Genomic DNA, 21,046 nt, shown 5'->3' on the forward strand with positions numbered 1-21,046 from the left:
AACCCGGCCTTCCGTTCGCTCTGAACCTGCCGACGGCTGGCTTTTCCACGCTGACCAGGGGCCTGTCGTCCTCCTTGGCGGAGACGCGGAAACGATAGGCGGGAATAGTTTCCGCTCAGGCGTTCATGTGTCCATGTTGCCCGCACCGACGAAGCGCGCGGGCCCTATTCCTCGGTCCGGATCAGCACCGCCTCGCCGATCAGCAGGAACAGCAGGAATGGCGCCCAGGCGGCGAGGAACGGCGGGTAGGCACCCAGATTGCCCATCGCCAGCGCAAAATTGTCCGCGACGAAATAGGCGAAGCCCAGCGCCATGCCGATCACGGCGCGCACGAACAGTTGCCCCGATCGGGCGATGCCGAACGCCGCGACCGCGCCGAGCAACGGCATCAGCACCGCCGACAGCGGCCCCGAGAATTTGTGCCACAAGGTGCCCTCGAGCGACTTGGTCGGCCGGCCCGCGTCGCGCAGGTCGCCGATCGCCGCCGCCAGCGCGGTGAAGTCGAGCCCCTCGGGATTGACCTTGCCGAGCGTAAACTGGTCGGGTCGCACCCCCGGCGCGACCTTGACCGTGCCGAGGCTGGAGAGCCGGCCGGTCGCGACGTCGAAGCGGGTGGCGGGGCCGATCGCCCAGCCGTCGCCGGCATGGCGGCCCTGCGGCGCGCGGATGATCGCTACCAGCTCGCCACCGGTCCGGTCGTAGACGGTGACGGTGCCGAGCCGGGTCTGCTCGCCGCGCCCGCGCACCTGCTGCACCGCGATCAGGTCGTCGCCGTCGCGTACCCAAACGTTGGTCCGCTCGCCGCGGTCGATCGGCAGCGGGCCGTAGTCGACGTCCTTCCATTGATCGAGCGTCGCGGTGGCGCGGGTGACGATCCGTTCGTTGAAGACGAAGCTGACGGCGGCGACACCGAGGCTGGCGACCAGCAGCGGCGCGAGCACCTGATGCGCCGACAGCCCGGCCGCCTTCAATGCGATGACCTCGCTGTTCTGGTTCATCGTGATGAGCGTCAGGATCGTGCCGAGCAGCACGGAGAAGGGGAGGAGGAAGGCGACGATCTGCGGCGCGCGCAGTCCGACATATTCCCATACCTGCGACTGGGTGTTGCCCGGATGCGCGAGGATCGCACCCGATTCGCTGAGCAGGTCGAGCGTCTGGAGGATCAGCAGCAGCGCGGCGAGCAGGCCGAACGTGCGCACCAGGAACATCCGGCCCATGTAGATCGCGACGGTGCGCGACGGGAAGAAGCTGGTCATGCCGCAGCCCCCTTCTTGCGGCCGCGGCCGGGCAGGTAACGGGTCAGCAGCTTGGCGACCTTCGAGAAGGCGCGCTCGAGCGCGCCGATCGGCTGGCCGCCGGGGACATAGGCGATCTGATAGTACATCCAGAGGATGATCCCGGCAAAGATGCAGAACGGGACCCAGAGGGCGATCAGCGGATCGATCCGCCCGAGTTCGCCGATCGACGCGGCATATTCGTTCACCTTGTGATAGGCGACGATCATCACGATCGCGAGGAACACGCCGAAGCCGGAATTGGACCGCTTCGGCGGCACGCCCAGTGCGATCGCGAGCAAGGGCAGCAGGAACATCGTCGCCACCTCGACCAGGCGGAAATGAAATTCCGACCGGCTGCTGTCGCGCTGTTCCTCGCTGGGCGAAGCGCGGCCCAGCCTGGCCAGCTCGGGCAGGGTGAATTCGAGGTTGCGGCCGCCGCGCGACCGGAAATTTTCATAGCGCGGCAGCGGGATCGGCAGATCGTGGCTGGTAAAGGTCAGCACCCGCGGCACCGCGAAATTGGGCGCCTTGTGGACCAGCGTGCCCTTGGTCAGGCGAAAGATGATCGTGTTAGGATCATCGGTCGCGAGGAACTGGCCCGATTGCGCGGTGACCGAATAGCTCGTGCCCTTGTCGTTATAATAAACGAAGATGCCGTCGAGCTTGCGGCCCTTGTCGTGGCTCTGCTCGATGCGCAACGTCATGCGGTCGCCGAAATGGGTGAATTCGCCGACCTTGATCGACGCGCCCAGCGCGCCGGTGCGCAATTCGAAGCGCAGCTGCTCGTAATAATAGCGCGCCTGCGGCTGGACGAAGCCGACGATCGCGATGTTGAGCGCGGCGAGGATGAGCGCGTACATGAAGGGGACGCGCAGCATCCGGGTATAGCTGACCCCGACCGCGCGCAGCACGTCGAGTTCGGAATTGGCGGCGAGCCGGCGGAACGCCAGCAGGATGCCGAGCAGCAGCCCGATCGGGATGCCGAGGCCGAGATATTCGGGCAGCAGGTTGGCGAGCATCCGCCACACGACGCTGATCGGGCCGCCTTCGGTCGCGACGAAGTCGAACAGTCGCCGGATACGGTCGAGCACCAGCAGCATGGCGGCGATCGTCAGCGTCGAAAACAACGGCAGCGCGATCAGCCGGGCCATGTAGCGGTCGAGGGATGTCATGCGGGAAGGGGCTCGGGCCGGGATAAGAAGCGACCGGTATAGGCGCAGGGCGGGCGGGCGTCAGCTAGAAAAGCCGTGCTATTCCGCTGCGATCTGCTGCGGCGGTGCGGGTCGGTCCTCGGCCATCGCGCGGCCGATCGCGCGCTCAAGTCCGACGAGCGTGAACGGCTTGCGCAGCAGCTGGTGCGCGCCGAACTCGCTCGCATTCGCCTCGCCGGCAAAGCCGGTGACGAACAGCACCGCGATATGCGGATATTGCGGGCCGAGGCTGGCGATCATCTCCGGCCCGGTCTGCCCCGGCATCAGCACGTCGGAGATGATGAGGTCGATGTCGTCATGCGCGGCGAGCAGGCCGGCCGCCCTCTCCGGCGCGTCGCAGCCGATGCCGTGATGGCCCAGCTCCTCCAGCGCGCCCAGCGTCGCGGTCAGCACCCGCGGATCGTCCTCGACGACGAGTACGCGCAGCCCCGCGGCGGCTGGCTCCGGCGGCGCGATATCGACCACGGCGGTGCGGCCGGTGCCGTCGGCCGCGGTGTCGCGCGGCAGGTAGAGCGTCACCGTCGTGCCCCGACCGGGGGCGGTGTCGATCGTGATCGCACCCAGCAACTGGCGGACGAGCGCGAAGATTTGGCTGAGCCCCAGCCCGGTGCCCTTGCCCGCTTCCTTGGTGGTGAAGAAGGGTTCGTAGACGCGCTCGACCACGTCGGGGGTCATGCCGGCGCCGTCGTCGGCTACCGCCAGCGTGACATATTCGCCCGCGGAGCATTGGTCGACCTGATGCTCGGCCAGCGTCGCGGTGCCGGTCGCGATCACCAGCCGGCCGCGGCCGTTCATCGCGTCGCGGGCGTTGACGGCGAGGTTGAGCACCGCATTCTCGAGCTGGACGCGGTCCGCCCGCACCTGCCAGCCGCGCGCATCGTCGCGGGTGACGACGGTGATCGCATCGCCCAGCGTCCGGTCGAGCAACTCGGACATGCCCGATACCAGCTGTGCGGCCGCGATCGCTTCGGGTTTCAAGGATTCCTCGCGGCTGAAGGCGAGCAGGCGGCGGGTGAGCGCGGCGGCGCGGTTGGCGCCGTCGGTGGCATTGTCCAGATGCCGCGTCACCGCCGCGGGATCGACCGCGACCGACCGTTTGGCAAGTTCGAGTCCGCCCAGAACTACTGCCAGCATGTTGTTGAAATCATGCGCGATGCCGCCGGTCAGCTGGCCGACCGCCTCCATCTTCTGCACCTGCCGCAGCTTGGCTTCCTGGACGCGCAGTTCGTCGGTCGCCTGCGTCACCGCGGCGGACAGTTCCTCGGCGCGCTCGCGTTCGGCATCGGCCTCGGCACGGGCGAGGGCGCGTTCGCCGACCGCCTGCAGCGTGAACCAGCCGAGCACCAGAGCGCCCAGCACGATCAGCACGCCGAAGATCGCGAGCACGCCGGCGATCCGGCTCGACCGGTCGACGGTGCGCATCGCGTCCGCGGTGCGCGCATCGAGCAAGGCGCGTTCGCCCGAGATGATCTCGTCCAGCGTCCGGTCGATCGCGGTGAGCGTCGGCGACGAGCGCGATGCATAATAGCGCGCCAGCGCCTGGCTGTTCTTGCCATAGGTGGTGCTGAGCGCGGTCAGCGACAGCTCCTCGCCGCGCCGCATATAGGCGTTGCGCAACTGGGCGACGCGCGCGCTCTGCTCGCCTGTCGCGCGCGTCAGCCGTTCCAGCCGGCCGAGCTGCGTGCCCGCCAGCCGCCATTGGTCGAAATAGATCTGGCCGAGCGCCTGCTGACCCTTGCCGCTGATGACGTAGCGGCCCAGCGACGCCTCAGACCGCGCGATCGTCCCCGACACGGTGCGCGCGAGGATCATCACGTCGTAGCTGTGCGCCTGTGCCTGCAGCGCGCGGTCGCGTTGGCGGTTCGCCTCGCCCAGCGTCAGGATGAGCGCGACCAGCACCACCGCGCCGAGCAGACCCATCACGACCAGCGTAATCATCCGCCAGGCCGCGTCGCCTCCCGGGGCCCCCCCCGGGACCGTCTCGGCGTCATCCCGCATCACGGCAGCGATGCTAACGCGTTTCGCTACGCCTGGAAAGCGCCTGCGGGAAGCGTCAGCCGATCGCGCCCACGGCCTGTCCCGCAGCGCGGAAATGCGCGAGCACCGTATCGAGCTGCGCGCTGCTATGCTCCGCGCACAGCGAGCAGCGCAGCAGAAAGGTGCCGGCCGGCGTCGCGGGCGGGCGCGCCATGTTGACGTAGACGCCCGCCTCCAGCAGCCCCTGCCACATCGCGACCGCCTGTTGCTGGTCGTCAAGGATCACCGCGACGATCGCGCTGTCGGGCGCCTCGGTGCCGAGTCGGAACCCCATCGCCTTGAGCCCGCCGTGCAACTGGCGCGCGTTCGCCCACAGTTGCGCGCGCTTGGCATGCGCGGTCTTCAGCTTGCGGATCGACGCGGCGGCGGTGGCGACCACCGACGGCGGCAGGCTGGCGGTGAAGATGTACGGGCGGCAGGCGAGGCGGATCGCCTCGAACTTCGGATGGTTCGACACGCAGAAACCGCCGACCGTGCCGACCGATTTGGAGAAGGTGCCGACGACGAAATCGACGTCCGCCTCCAGTCCCTGTGCCTCGTACACGCCGCGGCCGTTGGGGCCATAGAAGCCCATCGAATGCGCCTCGTCGCTCAGCACCATCGCGCCGTGCTTCTTGGCGACCGCGACCATCTCCCTGAGCGGCGCGATATCGCCGAGCATCGAATAGACGCCCTCCAGCACGACCAGCTTGGCCGGCTCCTTGGGCAGGCGACCGAGCCGCTTGTCGAGGTCCTCGACGCTGTTGTGGCGGAAGCGGACGATCTCGGCATTGCCCTGCTGGCAGCCGTCGTAGATCGACGCATGGCTGTCGGCATCGAGGATGACGTACTCGCCCTTGCCGGCCAGCGTCGAGATCATGCCGAGGTTGGCCATATAGCCGGTCGAGAAAACGATCGCGCCGGTCGTGCCATAGAATTCGCGCAGTGCCGCCTCGGCGTCCATATGGTCGCGGAAGGTGCCGTTGAGCATGCGGCTGCCGTTGGTGCCGGAGCCGAACTGGTCGAGCGCGGCATGACCGGCGGCGATCACGTCGGGGTCGAAGGTCATGCCCATGTAATTGTAGGTGCCGAGCAGGATCGTGTCGCGACCGGCGATCACCGCCTCGGTCGGGGACTTCACCTGATCCATCACGATCGCGAACGGATCGGTGACGCCGGTGTCGATCAGCGCCTGGCGTTCGGCGATCAGCGCGTCGAACTTGCTCATCAGGTCGCGTTCGGGCGCGATCGCCGGGGGATCGACGGGAAGCGCCTCGGCCTGCAGTCCGGTCTCGGTCATGTCAGCCCTTCAGTTTCTCGACGGCGTCGGTCAGCTGGCCGATATTCTCGATCTCGGCCTGCATGTTCATCGTGATGATGATCTCGAATTCGTCCTCGATCGCCGCGACGAAGTCCATCACGGTCAGGCTGTCCCATTCGAGGTCGCCCTGGAAGGTGGTGGTTTCGGTCAGCGCGACGCCCTTCTTGTTGAAGGGTTCGATCTGCGCCTTGATGGTGTCGAGGATCTGGGTGCGGTCGGTCATGATGCTTATCCGTCTGACGGCCAAATACGGCAGGGTTGCGGCGCTATAGCAGCCCGTTGGCGCGATACCATCGCGCGGTTGCGGCCAGCCCCTCCGCTAGCGGGATCGCCGGGACCCATAAGGCGGGCGGCGGACGGCGGGCGGGATCGGCGGCCCAGTCGGGGTGGACCAGATAGGACACCCGGTCCTGCGTCAGCCGCGCGCCGTCGCCGCGCAGCCGCCGGTCGATGCGCGCGCCGGCCGCGAGCAGCGCGCGGGGCAGGTGGATGGCCAGCACGCGCCGGCCGACCGCCGCGCCGATCGCCCGATGGAAGGCGCGGTGGCTCCACGCTAGCCCGTCGTCGACCTCGTAGGTCGCACGGTCGGCTGCGTTGTCCGCGAGGATCAGCAGCAGTCGCGCCAGATCGTCGACATGGACCAGTCCGACCTTGCCCGGCGGCGGCATCAGCGCCAGTCCGTAGCGCGCGACGCGAAAGATATCGCGCATGTCCATGTCGCCGGGGCCGTAGACGCCGCTCGGGCGGACGATCGTCCAGTCGAGCCCGCTGTGCTCGACCAGGGCCTCCGCCGCCGCCTTCGACCAGCCGTAATTGGACAATTGTGGTTCGCGCGCGGAAAGCGACGAGACATGGACGAAGCGGTCGACGCCCGCCTGCACGGCGGCGGCGAGCATGGCGCGCGTGCCATCGATGTTGCCCGTGGCGAAACCGGCGCGGTCGCGGGCGTTCACGACTCCGGCGACATGGACGATCGCATCGGCGCCGGTGGCAAGCCGTGCGAGGCTGTCGGGGCGATCGAGCGCACCCTCGATCCACGTCACGCCATCGCGCGGCGGCTGCGCGCGGCGGGTGAGGGCGCGGACCTGGTGTCCCGCGGCCAGCGCCCGCGCGACGAGCGCGCCGCCGACGAAACCGGTCGCGCCGGTGATGGCGAGTATGGTCATGCCCGTCCGGTCGCCCGGGCATTACCGTTGTCCGCGCGCCGGCGGGGAACGGGGATCGCAAACGTCAGTGCCCGAACCGTAAGGCCAGCCAGTCTGGATCCCCGCCTGCGCGGGGATGACGGCCTCTTGATTGCCGTTGCCAGCGTAACACCCGCGCCCCGCACGGCGCGTAGCCAGCGAGCATCGCCCGCTCGCCCGGCTGCAAGGCGAACGGCCACGCGGCCGCGTCGCCGCACCTCCCGGCCTGCAGTTCCCCGGCGAAGGGCGGGGGCCAGGTGGGAAACCTTGGTTAATAGAGCCGCGACGGCACCCGAATCAGGCCCTGGCCGTCGCCGGGGAACCGAAACCCCCGACGTCATCACACCAGCGCCAGATGGTTGCGATGCACCAGCGCCGCGCGCGGTGCATAGCCGAGGATCGCCGCCTGCTCGTCCGACCGGGTGCCGATCAGTCGCACGGCTTCGCCGGCATCATATTCGGACAAGCCGCGCGCGAGCAGGCCGTCCGGCCCCGCGATCGTCACGAGATCGCCGCGCGCGAACCCGCCCTCGATTCGCGTCGCGCCGGCTGCAAGCAGGCTGCTGCCCGCCGCCAGCGCCCGCGCCGCGCCGGCATCGACGTGGATCGCGCCCTTTGCAGTCAGCCCGCCCGCCAGCCACGCCTTGCGCGCCGGTGCTGCGCGTTCCGCCACGAACATCGTATGGCGTTGCTCGCCGGACAGCGGATGGTCGAGCCGCCCGCTCGCGATCGCCAGATTCGCGCCGGCGCCGGTCGCGATCCGCGCCGCGGCGATCTTCGACACCATCCCGCCCGACCCCATGCCGGATGCTGATCCGGCATCCGCCATCCCCGCCACCGCGTCGATCCGCTCGACCGTCGCGATATGCCGCGCCGCCGGATGGGTGTGCGGGTTGGCGTCGTACAGCCCGTCGACGTCGGACAGCAGCGTCACGCCCTGCGCGCCGGCCGCCTGCGCGACGCGCGCGGCGAGCCGGTCGTTGTCGCCGAAGCGGATTTCCTCGGTCGCGACGCTGTCGTTCTCGTTGATGACCGGCACCACACCCAGCCCGAGCAGCCGGTTGAGCGTCGCCGCCGCGTTGAGATAGCGCCGCCGGTCCTCGAGGTCGTCGAGCGTCACCAGCATCTGCGCGGCGGTGATGCCGTGCGTGCCGAGCAGTTCGGCCCAGGTCTGGCTGAGCGCGATCTGGCCGGTCGCGGCGGCGGCCTGCGCATCCTCCAGGCTGGCGCGTCCGCCCTTGGCAAGGCCGAGCCGCCGCGCGCCCAGCGCGATCGCGCCCGACGAGACGATCGCGACCTGCTGCCCCGCCGCAACCCGCGCGGCGATATCCGCCACCAGCGTCGCCAGCCACGCCCGCCGCACCGCGCCGTCGGGCGCGACGAGCAGCGCCGAGCCGACCTTGACGATCAGGCGCGGGCAGGTGGCGGGCGGGAACAGCATCGTCACACGGGTGACCAGGTCAGCTCGTCCTCGCCCTCATCGTTCGCGGGGACGGCTTCCGGGCCCGGCCCGATCGCCTCGAGCAGCCGGTCGAGCACCCAGTCGACGCCGGTGCCGGCCGCACCGGACAGCGGGATCACGTCCGTACCGCTTTCGTCCGCCAGCTCCGCCGACAGCGCCTCGATCAGCTCGTCGTCGAGCATGTCGATCTTGTTAAGCGCAACGACGTGCGGCTTGTCGATCAGCCCGCCGCCATAGGCGGCCAGCTCCTCGCGGACGATGCGATAGCTTTCGCCGACGTCGTCGTCATTGGCGTCGACCAGATGCAGCAGCACGCGGCAGCGTTCGATATGCCCCAGGAAGCGGTCGCCGATGCCGGCGCCGTCCGCGGCGCCCTCGATCAGGCCGGGGATGTCGGCGACAACGAATTCGCGCTGCCGGTGGCGCACTACGCCCAGCTGCGGGCGGGTGGTGGTGAAGGCATAGGCGCCCACCTTCGCCTGCGCGTTGGTGACCGCGTTGATGAAGGTCGACTTGCCGGCATTGGGCAGGCCGACGAGGCCGGCGTCGGCAAGCAGCTTGAGCCGCAGCCACACCCATGCCTCCTCATAGGGCCAGCCGGTGCCGTGCTGGCGCGGCGTACGGTTGGTCGAGGTCTTGTAGCTGGCATTGCCGCGGCCGCCGTCGCCGCCGCGCAGGAACACCTCGCGCTGGCCGACCTTGGTGAAGTCGAGCAGCACCTCTTCCTTGTCCTCGGACAGGACCTGCGTGCCGACCGGCACCTTGATGAGCAAGTCATCGCCGCCGCCGCCGGTGCGGTTGCTGCCCGAGCCGCCCGATCCGCGCGGCGCCCGGAAATGCTGGGTGTAGCGGAAGTCGATCAGCGTGTTGAGGCCCGCCACCGCCTCGAAGATGATGTCGCCGCCCTTGCCGCCGTTGCCGCCGTCTGGGCCGCCATATTCGATGAACTTTTCGCGGCGGAAGCTGACGGCGCCGGGGCCGCCCCCGCCGGAGCGGACGAAAATCTTGGCCTGATCGAGAAAATGCATGGCGCCTCTTTAGCGCGATGGGCGGGAACGGCCACCCCCGGCGGCGGTGCGCCGCTGCCGGCGGCGCGACGACAAGGCCGCTGGACCATATGTGCGGCAACGTTATGGGGATATTGGTGAAGTACGCGCCCGAATCCATGGTGCCCGCGGGGCCGCAGTCGGGATCGCAGCCGCCCCTGGCATGGGGGCGGTTGTTCGAGAGCGATCTGCTGCCCGAATCGCAGCGCTACAGCTGCTGGCGTGATTCCGACGTCGGTGGCTACCGGCGGCGGTTCGACACGGACCCGCACGAACCGTTCGCCGCCACGATCGATGCGCTCGACCTGGGTCCGCTGGTGATCGGCCATGCGCGTTTTACCGCACAGGACTGGATTCGCGACCGGGCCAATATCGTCGCGGACGATTGCGACGACCTTGTCGTCAACATCCGCCATCGCGGCGGCGCCGTGGGTGAGATGGAGGGGCGGACCGTCGTCGCCCCGGCCGGATCAATCGTGCTCGCCGACATGGCGCAGGTCGGCCGCCATACGTCGGACGCGTCGGTCACGTCGGGCTTCGTCCTGCCCCGGGCGGTGGCGGAACGGATGCTGCCGTCGGTCCGCAGCCTGCACGGCCATGTCATCGCACCGCAGCACGCCGCGCTGCTGGCGTCGCACCTGACGATGATTCGCCATCACGCCGGGCAGCTTCCCGCGAGCAGCGGGCCGCTACTGGCGCAGACCATTCTCGACCTGTTCACGGTCGCGGTGACCGCGAGCCTGGGCAGTGTGCCCGCCGATGCCGGGCAGCACGAACGCGGCCTGCGCCACCAATTGTGCGATTCGATCGAGCGGCATCTCGGATCGCCCTCGCTCAACACCGCGCGGCTGAGCCGGATGCTCGGCGTGTCGCGGTCGACGCTCTATCGCCTGTTGCAGGCCGAGGGTGGCGTCCAGGCCTATATCCGTGCGCGCCGGCTTGCCCGCGTCGCCGAGACGTTGCGCGGCGACGGGGATCGCGAGACGATCGCGGCACTCGCCGAACGATGGGGTTTCTGCGACGCGGCCTATCTCGGGCGGGCGTTTCGCGAGGTCTATGGCGTGACGCCGGGCGACTATCGCGCGCTGCACGGCGGCGGGCGGCCGTAACGGGCCCATGGCGGACGGCGCGAGAAAGCCGCCGGCCAATCCCGCGACCCCCATCGCGAACACCGGCCGACGGCCCCTTCGGGCGGGCGCCTGGAGCACCCGCCGGTCCGAACATCCCCTCCCGATCCGCGTCAGGCTGCGCTGACGTCGCGTCCGGTTCGATCGAGGGGCATCCCCGTTGCGTCCCGGCGTCGGTCGACAGCGCGCGATCCCGCGACCCGTCCGACCAGACGCGGCACCGCGCAACGCTTTAGACCGACCCGGCCACCGTCTGTACGGTGAAACGACCCCTGTTCTCGAGCCGCGTCCATAGCGCAGCGGCGAGGGCGAAAGGAGGGGCGGCGCCATTGCTCTGGTGCCAGCGGCTATTGTCGCTGGTTCAGCCGCATCCTGCGTCGTCCGAACCGCCGGTCAGCATCGCGACGGCGAGATCGCGCGCCTTGCTGCGCGGCAGGTCGAGCGCCCGGGCCATCGGTGCGCCGAGCAGGGTGTCGCCGAGAGCGAGCAGGACGAGGTGCAGCGTTTCGTCCTGGATCGGCCGTTCCGCCGGCTGCATCCCAACTGCGAGTTCGTCGACCAGATCGTGCACCGCCGACAGGATGGGATCGAGTGCGTCGCGATTGCCGGACAGGATCATCCAGCTCGCCAGCGCGCCCGCACCCCCGCTGTCGAACGCATCGAAGACGAGGTCGACGATCCGGCGTGGATCGGGTTCGCCATCGCGATTGCTCAGCACGGCGTCGCGGATGGTCGAGGTGATATAGGTCGCCATGCGGGCGATCAGCGCGCGCTGCAGTCCCTCCGCCGAACCGAAATGGTGGAGCAGGTTGGCGTGCGTCCGGCCGATTCGCGCACCCACGGCCTTCAGCGTCACCGCCTGCGGACCGCTTTCGATGAGCAATTGCTGCGCGGCCGTCAGCGCGGCGTCGCGGCTTTCGCCCGGAGACAGGCGGCGGCGGGGAGGGGCGGTAGGGGTTGCAGCGGACAGGGCAGGGGCCTATTTACAATGGTGTCAGTAAGTAGCGTAGCCCTGTGTTCGGAGGATTCCATGGCGAAAGCAACCACCCCGCACGATCTGGTCATCACGCCGCGCGACCGCCGCTTCGGTCGCGGCGTCCGCATGGGCCGCTGGTGGCTGAACGACGACCCGATCGCGACCGCCTTTTACAACGCCTTGTCGGTGACCTTCCCCAAGGGCGAGGGCTATTTCGTCGACAGCGTCCGCAAGTTTCGCGAGGGCACGCCGCCGCGGCTGACCGCGGAGATCAACGCCTTCATCAAGCAGGAGGTGATGCACACCCGCGAACATGTCGCGTTCAACCGGCACGTCACGGATCAGGGCTATGACGTAGGCCTGCTCGACCGTGACGTCGACGCCGCGCTGGCGCTGACCCGGGACCGGCCGCCGATCGCGAGCCTGGCGGCGACCACCGCGCTCGAACATTTTACCGCGATGCTCGCGCACCAGTTGATCGCCGATCCCCGCCATCTACGTGGCGGCGAGGAACAGGCCAAGGCCCTGTGGCTGTGGCATGCCGCCGAGGAGATCGAGCACAAGGGCGTCGCCTATGACACCTGGCTGCACGCGACGACGGGCTGGTCGCGGTTCGCGCGCTGGCGCATCAAGTCGCTCGTGATGCTGGTGACGACATGGCGGTTCTTCGGCGGGCGGACGCGCGGGATGCTCGAACTGCTGCGGCAGGACGGGCTGACGGGGCCGAAGGTATGGGCGCGGCTGTTCTGGTATGCGTTCGGCAACCCCGGCATGGCGCGCAAGGTCGCGGGCGTCTGGGCGGCCTATTTCCTGCCCGGCTTCCATCCGTGGAAGCATGACGACCGCGGGCTGATCGGCCTCGCGGAGAGCGATTACGAGGCGGCGGTGCTACCCCGCGCCGCCTGATCGCGGCGTCGGGCTTCAACCGACCGCGGCAAAGGCGCTAAGGTCGGAGCATGACCCGATATACGAAGCGCTTCTGGATACTGGGTGCGGCGACGGCTGGCCTCGCCGGCTATGTCGATGCGATCGGATTCCTCAAGGTCGGAGGATTGTTCGTCTCGTTCATGAGCGGCAATTCCACGCGGTTCGCGGTCGGGCTGGCGACGGCAGGGCCGGTGGCCGGGATCGCCGCAGGACTGATCGGGGCCTTCGTCGGCGGAGTGGTGGCCGGCACGATCGTCTCCGCGATGGCGGGCGTATGGCGCAAGCCCGCGGCGATGATCGGGGTCGCTATCCTGCTCGCCGGTGCGGCGGCGGTCGATGCACGCGTGCCCGTCGGCGTCACCACCGCCCTGCTCGCCGCGGCGATGGGGATGGCGAATACCTTGTTCCAGCATGACGGCGAGGTGAGCGTCGGCGTGACCTATATGACCGGCGCGCTGGTCAAGTTCGCCCAACGGCTGGCGATGGCCATGCTCGGCGGACCGCGCTGGGCGTGGCTGCCCTATCTGCTCCTGTGGGGCGGCCTCGTCGCGGGCGCGATCGTCGGCGCGACCGTCTACCCGCACGTCGGCACAGCGGCGATCAGCGCGGCGGCCGGCGGCGCAGCGTTGCTCGCGTTGTACGCGGCGCTGCTAGGGCCGGCGGAGCGGCGCTAGGTCTTTACGCGCTACATCGGCAAGAAATCACGTTCGCGCAGAGGCGCAACGGTGATGCGCCTGCTGCTGCCACGGCCATGCCTCTCACCCGTCGAGACGTCAGGGCCGAGGCCCATCCAGCTCGATACACGTCCGCGTCCTCTGAATGAACGCGATCGTCCCTGCGCCGCGTGCCCGCACGAGCCCGATCGCCGCGTTCCGGTCACGCGGCGATCGGCATCGGTTCACGTTGGTCGTCGAGGTCGAGGTCGTAACTGACCGCCGGTGCCGCCTCGCGGCGTGCCAATGATTCGCGCATCACGGTCTGGCCCGTCGCGCGGAATCCGAGCTTGTGCAGGACCGCGCCCGATGCCGGATTGTCGGCGAAATGCCAGGCGGACAGGCGGCGCAGCGGCAATGCGTGCCGCGCCATGTCGACCACCGCACGCCCCGCCTCGGTCGCATAGCCGCGTCCCCAGGCGGATGGCGTCAGCCAGTAACTGAGTTCGACGCCACTCGCGCCACCGTGATCGGTCAACGCTATTCCGCCGACAAGTGCCGGTTCCACCGCCTGATGCGACAGGATCAGAAAACGCGGTTCATGTGCCGCCCGGGGCCGCGCGGCAAACGCCTCGGCATCGGCGACGCCATAAGGGAAGGGAACGCGCATCAGCATGCGGGTGACCGCTTCGTGGCCGATGGCCTGCGCCAGAGCCGGCGCGTCCTCCGGCCACGCGGGCCGCAGCGTCAATCTGTTGGTTCTGGCGAACATTCTTGCTCTCTCCTTGGCCACGCCGCTGCCACGCGCCTGTGACGCGGCAGGGACAAAGGGTTGGGGAGCAAGAAAAAAGGGAGCCGGGGCGGACCCGTCTCCCTTGTTGGCTGGTCCCTCGCTGCCGAGGAACCCGGGTCACCCTGGTGGGCAACCCGTCTGGTTACCCGATTATTCGGCGGCTTCCGCCATAATCTGCACCGAGCAGAATTTACGGCCGAGCTTGCCCTCGTGGAACGCCACGCGGCCGTCGACGAGCGCGAACAAGGTGTGATCCTTGCCGATGCCGACGTTGGCGCCCGGATAGAATTTGGTGCCGCGCTGACGCACGAGGATGTTGCCCGCGATCGCTTCCTGACCGCCGAACTTCTTCACGCCGAGACGACGGCCGGCCGAATCACGACCGTTGCGCGACGAACCGCCTGCTTTCTTATGTGCCATGCTGCTCTAACTCCTGTTCGCTGCGCTGGGCTCAGCCGACCGAAACGATCTTGAGGATCGTGTGGTTCTGGCGATGACCGTTCTTGCGGCGGTAATTGTGACGGCGACGCTTCTTGAAGACGATGACCTTCTCGCCCTTCGCCTGTGCGACGATCTCGGCGGCGACGGTCAGGCCCTCGACGCTCTTTAGCTCGGAGCCTTCGCCCGCGAGCAGGACGTCACCCAGCGTGATCGATGCGCCGGCTTCGCCGTCCAGCTTCTCGACGACGATTTTGTCTCCGGCGGCGACGCGATACTGCTTGCCGCCCGTGCGCACGACTGCGAACATGGCTCTAGTCACTTCCCAAAAAACTGCGCCCGCTCGGGTATACCCCGGCGGGATGAGGGGTGGCAGCTAAGGAAAAGCCGCCAGCCTGTCAACCTCCCGCCGCGGTGAATCTGCGATGGCGGCGGATTTCGACCGGGCTAGTGGCGATGCTCGCGGCGCAGGGCGTAACGCCCGTCGGCAAAATCGTTGAACAGCCCGGGAATCGCCGGATGATCGATCGGTTCGTCGCTTTCGTCCGGCACCAGATTCTGCTGGCTGACATAGGCGACGTAGCTCGATTCCATATTCTCGGCGAGCAGGTGGTAGAAGGGCTGGTCCTTGTCGGGCCGCACCGCCTCCGGAATCGCCTCATACCATTCGTCGGTGTTGGCGAAGACCGGATCGACGTCGAAGATCACCCCGCGGAAATCGAACAGGCGATGGCGCACGACCTCGCCGATCGAGAATCGCGCATGCGCGATCGCGGGCGCGTCGAGCCCGATATTGGGCGACGAGGCGCCGGAGGACGTGCCGATAGGATCGTGGCGGGGCATGCGGGCAATTTAGTGGTCTTTCTGCGCTGCACAAGCGCAAGGGTGCTTGCCTCCTGAAAACGAACCCGTTAGAGGCGCGCCCTCGACCGACCGACCAGACCCCTAGCGGACCTCTGGAAACGTCTTCTGCGGAGAGGTGGCAGAGTGGTCGATTGTACCGCACTCGAAATGCGGCGTGCCTTTGCGGGCACCGAGGGTTCGAATCCCTCCCTCTCCGCCAGTTTCCTTATTGATCGGTAGATCCGACGCGACACGCCTCAACGCGTCGCGGTCGTTTGCCCTGCCAGATAGCGCGCGACCGGATCGATCATCTCCTTGGGGATGCGGCGCGCGATGACGGGCATCGTTGCGGCGCTCTTGCGCGCGTCGACGATCGTGTCGTCGCCCTGCCAGTGGCGCAGGCGCTGCGCGATAAAGTCGGCGCGCTGGCCGGCGATCACGGGATACGGCTTGCCCGGCGCGTGGCAGCTGGCGCAGGCGGGCAGTTGGATGCGGGCGATACCCTGCGTCACGATCCGCGCGGCCGCGGCGCTGCCGGCGGGCGCCGCGCCGAGGCCCGGCATCGCGGCGAAGCGGCGCGCGGCGTCGGTCATGGCGGCGGGCGTCATGCGCATCGCGACCTGCTGCATCACGGCGCTGGAGCGTGTGCCGTCGGCATAACCCTTCAATGCGGCGAGCAGATAGGCGGGATCCTGGCCGCCAAGCACGGGGATGTCGGGGGCGCCGCGGCCCTTGCCGTCGGCCCCGTGGCAGCCGGTGCAGCTGGCAAGGTCGTCGCCCGGATTCGCCTCGTTCACCAGCGCCTCGTATTGCGCCGGCGTCACGCCGGGCAGGCGGCGGACGAAGGCGACCATGCGGCGTACCTCATCGGGACGGTCCTGCACCGCCCAGGCGGGCATACCGGTATATTTGACGCCGTGCTGGAGGATCCAGAACAGCTGTTTGTCGCTCCATTCGCGCGCGTTGATCGCGAGGTCGGGCGCGGGCGGGGTGGCGGATTGCATGACCGGCGCAGGCTTTACCCCGGGCGCGCCATGGCAGACGGCGCAGGCATTGGCGAAATGGCCCGCGGCGCTAACCAGACCGGTCGCGTCGGCGGGATCGTCGGGGCTGGTGAAGGCGGCATGGGTGCGCACCGAATTGCGCATCGTCCAATGCAGGAACCAGTCGGTGATCGGCCAATGACCGCTGGAGGCGGCGATGTTGAACAGTCCCGACCAGGCAAACAGCAGGCCCGCCGCGCCGAGCCCGACCAGCGTGGCGATGGCGCGCGCCCAGGTGATGCGGATCGTCATGCGGCGGGTGCCTCCGGGCGGGTCTGGAGCAGGCGGCCGAGCATCGCGAGCCCGCCGACGAGATAGGCTATGCCGCCGACCAGCAGCATGACGACGCCCGCGACCTGCTGGTCGGTGAGCGCGTCGGCACCATGGTGCATGTACAGCGGCCGGGGGGCGAGGCCGATCAGCGCGCCGAGCAGGGTCATGTGCATCGAGGTGACGAGCAGGGCGCCGACGCCGGCGGCGCGGTGGCGCGGGGCGAGGACGGCGGACCAGAGCAGCAGTCCGGCGGCGAGGAAGCTGGCCTGTTCGACGACCAGCGCCAGCGGATGATGCGCGGCGAGGTTGCGCAGTGCCGGCACATGCCAGCCCCAGACGATCACCGCCTCGATCATCGCGGCGGGCAGGGGGGTGGCGAGTCGCGGCCAGCGCATGGCCGGATCGAACCGGCCGCCTTGCACGCCGATTGCAATCAGCGGCGCGGCGATCGCGACCGCGATCATATGCGCCGCCATATGGCCCGACATGCCGTAGCGGCTGAGCGTCCAGCCGATCGGCAGCAGCGCGAGGCCGGCGACGAGCGTCGGCGGTTTCACCGGCAGTCGCTCAGCACGATGACCGGCGCGGCGGTGAACAGCACCGCGATGAAGCTCAGCCCTGACAGTAATAATGTCGAATAGGCGAGGAAGCGCAGACGGTCGATCTCGGTGCCCTCGTCGTGCGGGGCGGGTGCACCGGGGGTGCGCGCCTGCTGCCACGCGATCAGCCCCGCCGCGACGATGATGAGCAGCGCCGCCACCGTCCCGATCGCGAAGGCGGTGGGAAAGCGCGCCCAGCTGCCCAGTTTCGCGCAGGACACCGCCGCCCACAGATAGGAGAAGAGGAAATGCACCGCCCACGTCGTCGGCGGCACGATCAACGTCCACAGCGTGACGCGCAGATCGCGTGCGCGGCGCAGCCAGCGCCTCACAGTCCCGCCTCCGGGAACAGGCCGATGGTCAGATAGGCGACCAGCGCCGTCAGCGCGAAGAAATGCTGGTAGACGGTAATGTTGCGCAGGTCGGCGTCATGCGCGGGGTCCATGCGGCCGGCCAAGCTGCGTGCGAGCGTGTAGAGCTGCATGATCGCGCCGACCGCCGCGTGGACTACGGTCCAGATCACCAGTACCCAGACGATCGCCGGATAGACGTTCGCCTTTGGATCGAGCCCGTCGAGGCAGCGCAGCCCGACGGCGAGGCTGGCGAGTGCGGCGACCGCACCGGCGATCAGCAGCGCGCGCGCCGGCGGCACCGCGCCGCGGGCGTGGACTTCCCGCGCGGCGAGCGTCGCGGCCCAGCTGGCGAGCGACAGCAGCAGCGCGACGATCGGCCAATAGGTGCCCGGTCCGTCGAAGCCGGCGCCGAAATCGGGATGGATCGTCCAGTAGAAATAATAGCCGAAGACGAGGCCCGAGAAGGCGGTGGCGTCCGCCATCATCGTGATGAACATCGCCCACCAGCCCGGCGCTGCGGGACCGGAAATATAGAGCGGCATATGCATACCATGGCCGATCGGCTTTTCGGGCTTCTCCGGGATCTCGGCCGTGTCCCACAGCCACCAGAGCACGCAGGCGAGCGTCACCACGCCGCTGAGCGCGGACAGCAGGTAGAGGTGGTAGGTGGTCAGGATGAACACCCCGCCGAGCGCGACCGCGGTCATCATCGGCTTGACGCTGGGGGTGCCGAGCCGGATCACCGACACCGGCTTCGCATCGAGGACGGAGGTGATGATCGTCTCGCGGCGGCCTTCCTCGGCATCGGGCAGGAAGAAACGGCCCTCGTCGACCTTGGCGACGAAACCGGGCTGGTCCCAGATCGGGTAGCGGCTCTCGATCAGCGGCACCGAGCGGATGCCCCAGTCCTCGTCGTCCGGATGCGCGAGCCATTCGAGCGTGCCGGCGTTCCACGGGTTGCGGACCGCCTTCTTCCGCGTCGGCGACAGTGCGAGGTCGACCACCAGCACCAGCACGCCGGCGGCGAACAGATAGGACCCTGCGGTCGAGGCGAGGTTGAGCCAGCCGATGTTGAGATCGGCGGGATAGGTGAAGACGCGGCGCGGCATCCCCTCCAGCCCCGACAGATGCATCGGGAAGAAGGTCAGGTTCACGCCGACGAACATGATCCAGAAGGCGATGCGGCCGAGCCGGTCGCTCAGCTTCTTGCCGGTGATGAGCGGCCAGTAATAATAGAGGCCGCCGAACAGCGGCAGCAACGTGCCGCCGATCAGCACGTAATGCAGGTGGGCGACGATAAAGTAGGTGTCGTGCGCCTGCCAGTCGAACGGCGCGATCGCGACCATTACGCCGGTCAGGCCGCCGATGACGAAGATCGCGAGGCTGCCCGAGGCGTAGAGCAGCGGCGTCGACCATTTGACCTTGCCCGCCCAGAGCGTCGCGATGAAGGCGAAGATCTGTACGCCGGTCGGGATCGCGACGGCTTCGGATGCGGCCGAGAAGAAGGCGAGGCTGATCTTGGGCAGCCCGGTCGCGAACATGTGGTGCACCCACAGGCCGAACGACAGGAAGGCGGTGCCGACCGCGGCTAGCACGATCCACGGATAGCCGAGCAGATGTCGTTGGGCGAACGTCGGGATCAGCATCGCGAATAGCGCGATCGAGGGGAGAAAGACGATATAGACTTCCGGGTGGCCGAAGATCCAGAAGAGGTGCTGCCACAGCAGGGGATCGCCGCCCTTCGCCGCGTCGAAGAACGGCCAGCCGAGCAGCCGCTCCATCTCGAACAGCAGGTCGCCGGCGATCAGGGGGGGGAAGGCGAACAGGATCATCACTGCGACGACGAGGATGTACCAGGCGTAGAGCGGCATCAGGTTGAGCCGCATGCCCGGCGGGCGGCACTTGAAAACGCCGACGATCAGCTCGACCGCGGCGGCGACCGACGATACCTCGATGAAGCTGAGGCCCAGCATCCAGATATCGGCGCCAAGCCCCGACAGGTCGGTGCGGGTCGTCAGCGGCGGGTACATGAACCAGCCGCCATCGGGCGCGGCGTTGAAGAAGATCGATCCCCCGACGAAGACGCCGCCGAGCAGGAAGCTCCAGTAACCGAACGCCGACAGACGCGGGAAGGGCAGGTCGCGTGCGCCCAGCAGCTGCGGCAGCAGGATGATCGACACCGCCTCGAACATCGGCACCGCGAACAGGAACATCATCATCGAGCCGTGCAGCGTGAACAGCTGGTTGAAGGTGTTCGCGGAAACGAGATCGTTGTCCGGCACCGCCAGCTGCGTGCGCATGATGAGTGCGAGTACGCCGGCGAACAGCATGAAGCCGAACGCGGTCAGCGTATACCAGACGCCGATCCGGTTGTTGTTGACGTCGGTCCAGCGGAAGAACCAGCCCGTGGGCGGCTTCCACACCTCGCGCAGGCGCGCTTCCTGCTCGCGGCGAAGCTGCGGATCGTCTTGCGCGTGGAGGCTCATTTCAGGCCCTGGAGATAGCGGGCGATGGCGGTGGCCTCACCTGGCGACAGTTGCGGGAAGGCGGGCATGCGCACGCCGGGTTTGGTCGCCTGCGGATGGCGGATGAAGGCCGCGACATTGGCGGTGGTCATCGGCAGGATGCCCGCGGCGAGCGTCGGTCGCGCGCCGAAATGGGTGAGGTCGGGACCGATCCGCCCGGTCGCGGCGGTGCCGCGGATCGCGTGGCAGGCGTTGCAGCCGTTGGCGGCGAACAGCGCGGCGCCCTCGCCGGTCGCGGTGGCGAGCCGGCGCTGGTCGGCAAGCCAGGCGTCGAAGGCGGCGGGCGGCATCGCGACGACGTCGAGCGCCATCAGCGCATGACTCAGCCCGCAGAATTCGGCACACTGGCCGCGATAGCGCCCGGCCTTGTCGGCGCGCACCACGAGCGTGTTGGTGCGGCCGGGGATCATGTCCATCTTGCCGCCGAGGCCGGGAATCCAGAAGCTGTGAACGACGTCCGCCGCGCTCAGGCGGAAGGCGACGGTGCGCCCAACCGGGATGCGCACCTCATTGGCGGTTTCCACCGGAGCGGCGCCCGCCGGGCGATAGAGGACGCGCCACCAGAATTGTTCGCCCTCGACCGCGATGGTGAGGTCGGCGGGGCCGACCGGTCGCGGCTTCATATAGGGGAGCGACCAGACGAGCAGGCCAAGCAGCACGACCGTCGGCACGATCCCGCCCAGCCACAGCACCAGCCGCATGCCGCCGGCATGCGTCAGCTCGCCCTCGGGCGCACGCACCGCATGCCGCATCAGCAGCGCGACGGCGATAGCGATCACCAGCGCACCGCACAGCATGACGAGGAACAGATAGCGGATATCGGCCGCGTCCGCGCCGAACGGCGCGAGCGTCGATTGATGCGTGTTGCAGCCGGCAAGCAGCATGGCTGCGCCGCCGAGCGACGATGTTCTGAGCCCCCTCATCCGCATCGTAACGCGTCGGGTCCGGAACGGTTCGTTTTTCCAGGGCGTTTTGTTGT

General features: G+C 68.5%; 21 protein-coding genes and 1 tRNA gene. 4 read left to right on the forward strand and 18 right to left on the reverse strand.

Annotation, left to right across the window (positions count from 1 at the left end):
• Positions 1-164: 164 nt before the first annotated feature.
• The 8 genes from lptG to obgE all read right to left on the reverse strand — a co-directional run bounded on the left by lptG (position 165) and on the right by obgE (position 9,499).
• Positions 165-1,256: an LPS export ABC transporter permease LptG gene (lptG, locus tag B2515_RS15565; protein WP_293877890.1), complete on the reverse strand. Its 1,092-nt coding sequence runs from the start codon at positions 1,254-1,256 to the stop codon at positions 165-167.
• Positions 1,253-2,449, reverse strand: a complete 1,197-nt coding sequence (lptF, locus tag B2515_RS15570) for an LPS export ABC transporter permease LptF (RefSeq protein WP_293877892.1) — start codon at positions 2,447-2,449, stop codon at positions 1,253-1,255. The genes lptG and lptF overlap by 4 nt, the downstream gene beginning before the upstream one ends.
• Before the next feature lie 78 nt (positions 2,450-2,527).
• Complete coding sequence (locus B2515_RS15575; RefSeq protein WP_414711411.1) at positions 2,528-4,486, reverse strand: ATP-binding protein; 1,959 nt, start codon at positions 4,484-4,486, stop codon at positions 2,528-2,530.
• Between the two features lie 55 nt (positions 4,487-4,541).
• Positions 4,542-5,804 carry a serine palmitoyltransferase gene (gene spt / locus B2515_RS15580; RefSeq protein ID WP_293877895.1) on the reverse strand — a complete coding sequence of 421 codons (1,263 nt, stop codon included), beginning with the start codon at positions 5,802-5,804 and terminating at the stop codon, positions 4,542-4,544.
• A gap of 1 nt (position 5,805) precedes the next feature.
• Positions 5,806-6,048 carry an acyl carrier protein gene (locus tag B2515_RS15585; protein ID WP_293877897.1) on the reverse strand — a complete coding sequence of 81 codons (243 nt, stop codon included), beginning with the start codon at positions 6,046-6,048 and terminating at the stop codon, positions 5,806-5,808.
• A gap of 43 nt (positions 6,049-6,091) precedes the next feature.
• The gene (locus tag B2515_RS15590) at positions 6,092-6,991 is read right to left on the reverse strand and encodes an NAD-dependent epimerase/dehydratase family protein (protein ID WP_293877899.1); all 900 of its coding nucleotides are present in this window, start codon (positions 6,989-6,991) and stop codon (positions 6,092-6,094) included.
• 358 nt (positions 6,992-7,349) lie between these two features.
• Entirely contained in the window at positions 7,350-8,450 is a 1,101-nt protein-coding gene (gene proB / locus B2515_RS15595; RefSeq protein ID WP_293878488.1) for a glutamate 5-kinase, read from the reverse strand.
• A 2-nt stretch (positions 8,451-8,452) separates the two neighbouring features.
• The gene (gene obgE / locus B2515_RS15600) at positions 8,453-9,499 is read right to left on the reverse strand and encodes a GTPase ObgE (RefSeq protein WP_293877901.1); all 1,047 of its coding nucleotides are present in this window, start codon (positions 9,497-9,499) and stop codon (positions 8,453-8,455) included.
• A gap of 116 nt (positions 9,500-9,615) precedes the next feature.
• Here obgE and B2515_RS15605 point away from each other — a divergent pair, with 116 nt between their 5' ends.
• Entirely contained in the window at positions 9,616-10,626 is a 1,011-nt protein-coding gene (locus tag B2515_RS15605) for a helix-turn-helix domain-containing protein (RefSeq protein ID WP_293877903.1), read from the forward strand.
• Between the two features lie 379 nt (positions 10,627-11,005).
• Here B2515_RS15605 and B2515_RS15610 read toward each other — a convergent pair whose 3' ends face one another.
• The gene (locus B2515_RS15610) at positions 11,006-11,614 is read right to left on the reverse strand and encodes a TetR/AcrR family transcriptional regulator (protein ID WP_293878490.1); all 609 of its coding nucleotides are present in this window, start codon (positions 11,612-11,614) and stop codon (positions 11,006-11,008) included.
• Positions 11,615-11,674: 60 nt separating this feature from the next.
• On the opposite strand from B2515_RS15610, the gene B2515_RS15615 reads away from it, so the two are divergent.
• Both B2515_RS15615 and B2515_RS15620 read left to right on the forward strand, forming a co-directional pair.
• Positions 11,675-12,526: a metal-dependent hydrolase gene (locus tag B2515_RS15615; RefSeq protein WP_293877905.1), complete on the forward strand. Its 852-nt coding sequence runs from the start codon at positions 11,675-11,677 to the stop codon at positions 12,524-12,526.
• Between the two features lie 50 nt (positions 12,527-12,576).
• Entirely contained in the window at positions 12,577-13,221 is a 645-nt protein-coding gene (locus tag B2515_RS15620; RefSeq protein WP_293877907.1) for a YoaK family protein, read from the forward strand.
• Positions 13,222-13,423: 202 nt separating this feature from the next.
• Here B2515_RS15620 and B2515_RS15625 read toward each other — a convergent pair whose 3' ends face one another.
• The 4 genes from B2515_RS15625 to hspQ all read right to left on the reverse strand — a co-directional run bounded on the left by B2515_RS15625 (position 13,424) and on the right by hspQ (position 15,274).
• Positions 13,424-13,972 (reverse strand): GNAT family N-acetyltransferase, encoded by a 549-nt coding sequence (locus tag B2515_RS15625; RefSeq protein WP_293877909.1) that lies wholly within the window; start codon positions 13,970-13,972, stop codon positions 13,424-13,426.
• A 171-nt stretch (positions 13,973-14,143) separates the two neighbouring features.
• Positions 14,144-14,413 (reverse strand): 50S ribosomal protein L27, encoded by a 270-nt coding sequence (rpmA, locus tag B2515_RS15630; protein WP_037534549.1) that lies wholly within the window; start codon positions 14,411-14,413, stop codon positions 14,144-14,146.
• A 31-nt stretch (positions 14,414-14,444) separates the two neighbouring features.
• Positions 14,445-14,741, reverse strand: a complete 297-nt coding sequence (gene rplU, locus B2515_RS15635) for a 50S ribosomal protein L21 (RefSeq protein ID WP_017979337.1) — start codon at positions 14,739-14,741, stop codon at positions 14,445-14,447.
• A gap of 137 nt (positions 14,742-14,878) precedes the next feature.
• A complete protein-coding gene (gene hspQ, locus B2515_RS15640) occupies positions 14,879-15,274 on the reverse strand; it encodes a heat shock protein HspQ (protein WP_293877916.1) in 396 nt (131 codons plus the stop codon).
• A 130-nt stretch (positions 15,275-15,404) separates the two neighbouring features.
• Between hspQ and B2515_RS15645 the strand changes: the two genes are divergently transcribed.
• Positions 15,405-15,494: transfer RNA gene (locus tag B2515_RS15645), tRNA-Ser, on the forward strand.
• Between the two features lie 37 nt (positions 15,495-15,531).
• Here the strand turns inward: B2515_RS15645 and B2515_RS15650 are convergent.
• The 5 genes from B2515_RS15650 to coxB are packed head-to-tail and all read right to left on the reverse strand — an operon-like array spanning position 15,532 to position 20,990.
• Positions 15,532-16,569, reverse strand: a complete 1,038-nt coding sequence (locus B2515_RS15650; protein WP_293877918.1) for a c-type cytochrome — start codon at positions 16,567-16,569, stop codon at positions 15,532-15,534.
• Entirely contained in the window at positions 16,566-17,147 is a 582-nt protein-coding gene (locus B2515_RS15655) for a cytochrome c oxidase assembly protein (protein WP_293877920.1), read from the reverse strand. The genes B2515_RS15650 and B2515_RS15655 overlap by 4 nt, the downstream gene beginning before the upstream one ends.
• Complete coding sequence (locus B2515_RS15660) at positions 17,144-17,521, reverse strand: hypothetical protein (RefSeq protein ID WP_293877922.1); 378 nt, start codon at positions 17,519-17,521, stop codon at positions 17,144-17,146. The genes B2515_RS15655 and B2515_RS15660 overlap by 4 nt, the downstream gene beginning before the upstream one ends.
• Positions 17,518-20,028 (reverse strand): cytochrome c oxidase subunit I, encoded by a 2,511-nt coding sequence (ctaD, locus tag B2515_RS15665; RefSeq protein WP_293877924.1) that lies wholly within the window; start codon positions 20,026-20,028, stop codon positions 17,518-17,520. The genes B2515_RS15660 and ctaD overlap by 4 nt, the downstream gene beginning before the upstream one ends.
• Positions 20,025-20,990, reverse strand: a complete 966-nt coding sequence (coxB, locus tag B2515_RS15670; RefSeq protein WP_293877926.1) for a cytochrome c oxidase subunit II — start codon at positions 20,988-20,990, stop codon at positions 20,025-20,027. The genes ctaD and coxB overlap by 4 nt, the downstream gene beginning before the upstream one ends.
• Between the last annotated feature and the right edge of the window lie 56 nt (positions 20,991-21,046).

Origin of the sequence: Sphingomonas sp. UBA978, from assembly GCF_002292295.1 — a bacterium.
GTDB lineage: Bacteria > Pseudomonadota > Alphaproteobacteria > Sphingomonadales > Sphingomonadaceae > Sphingomonas.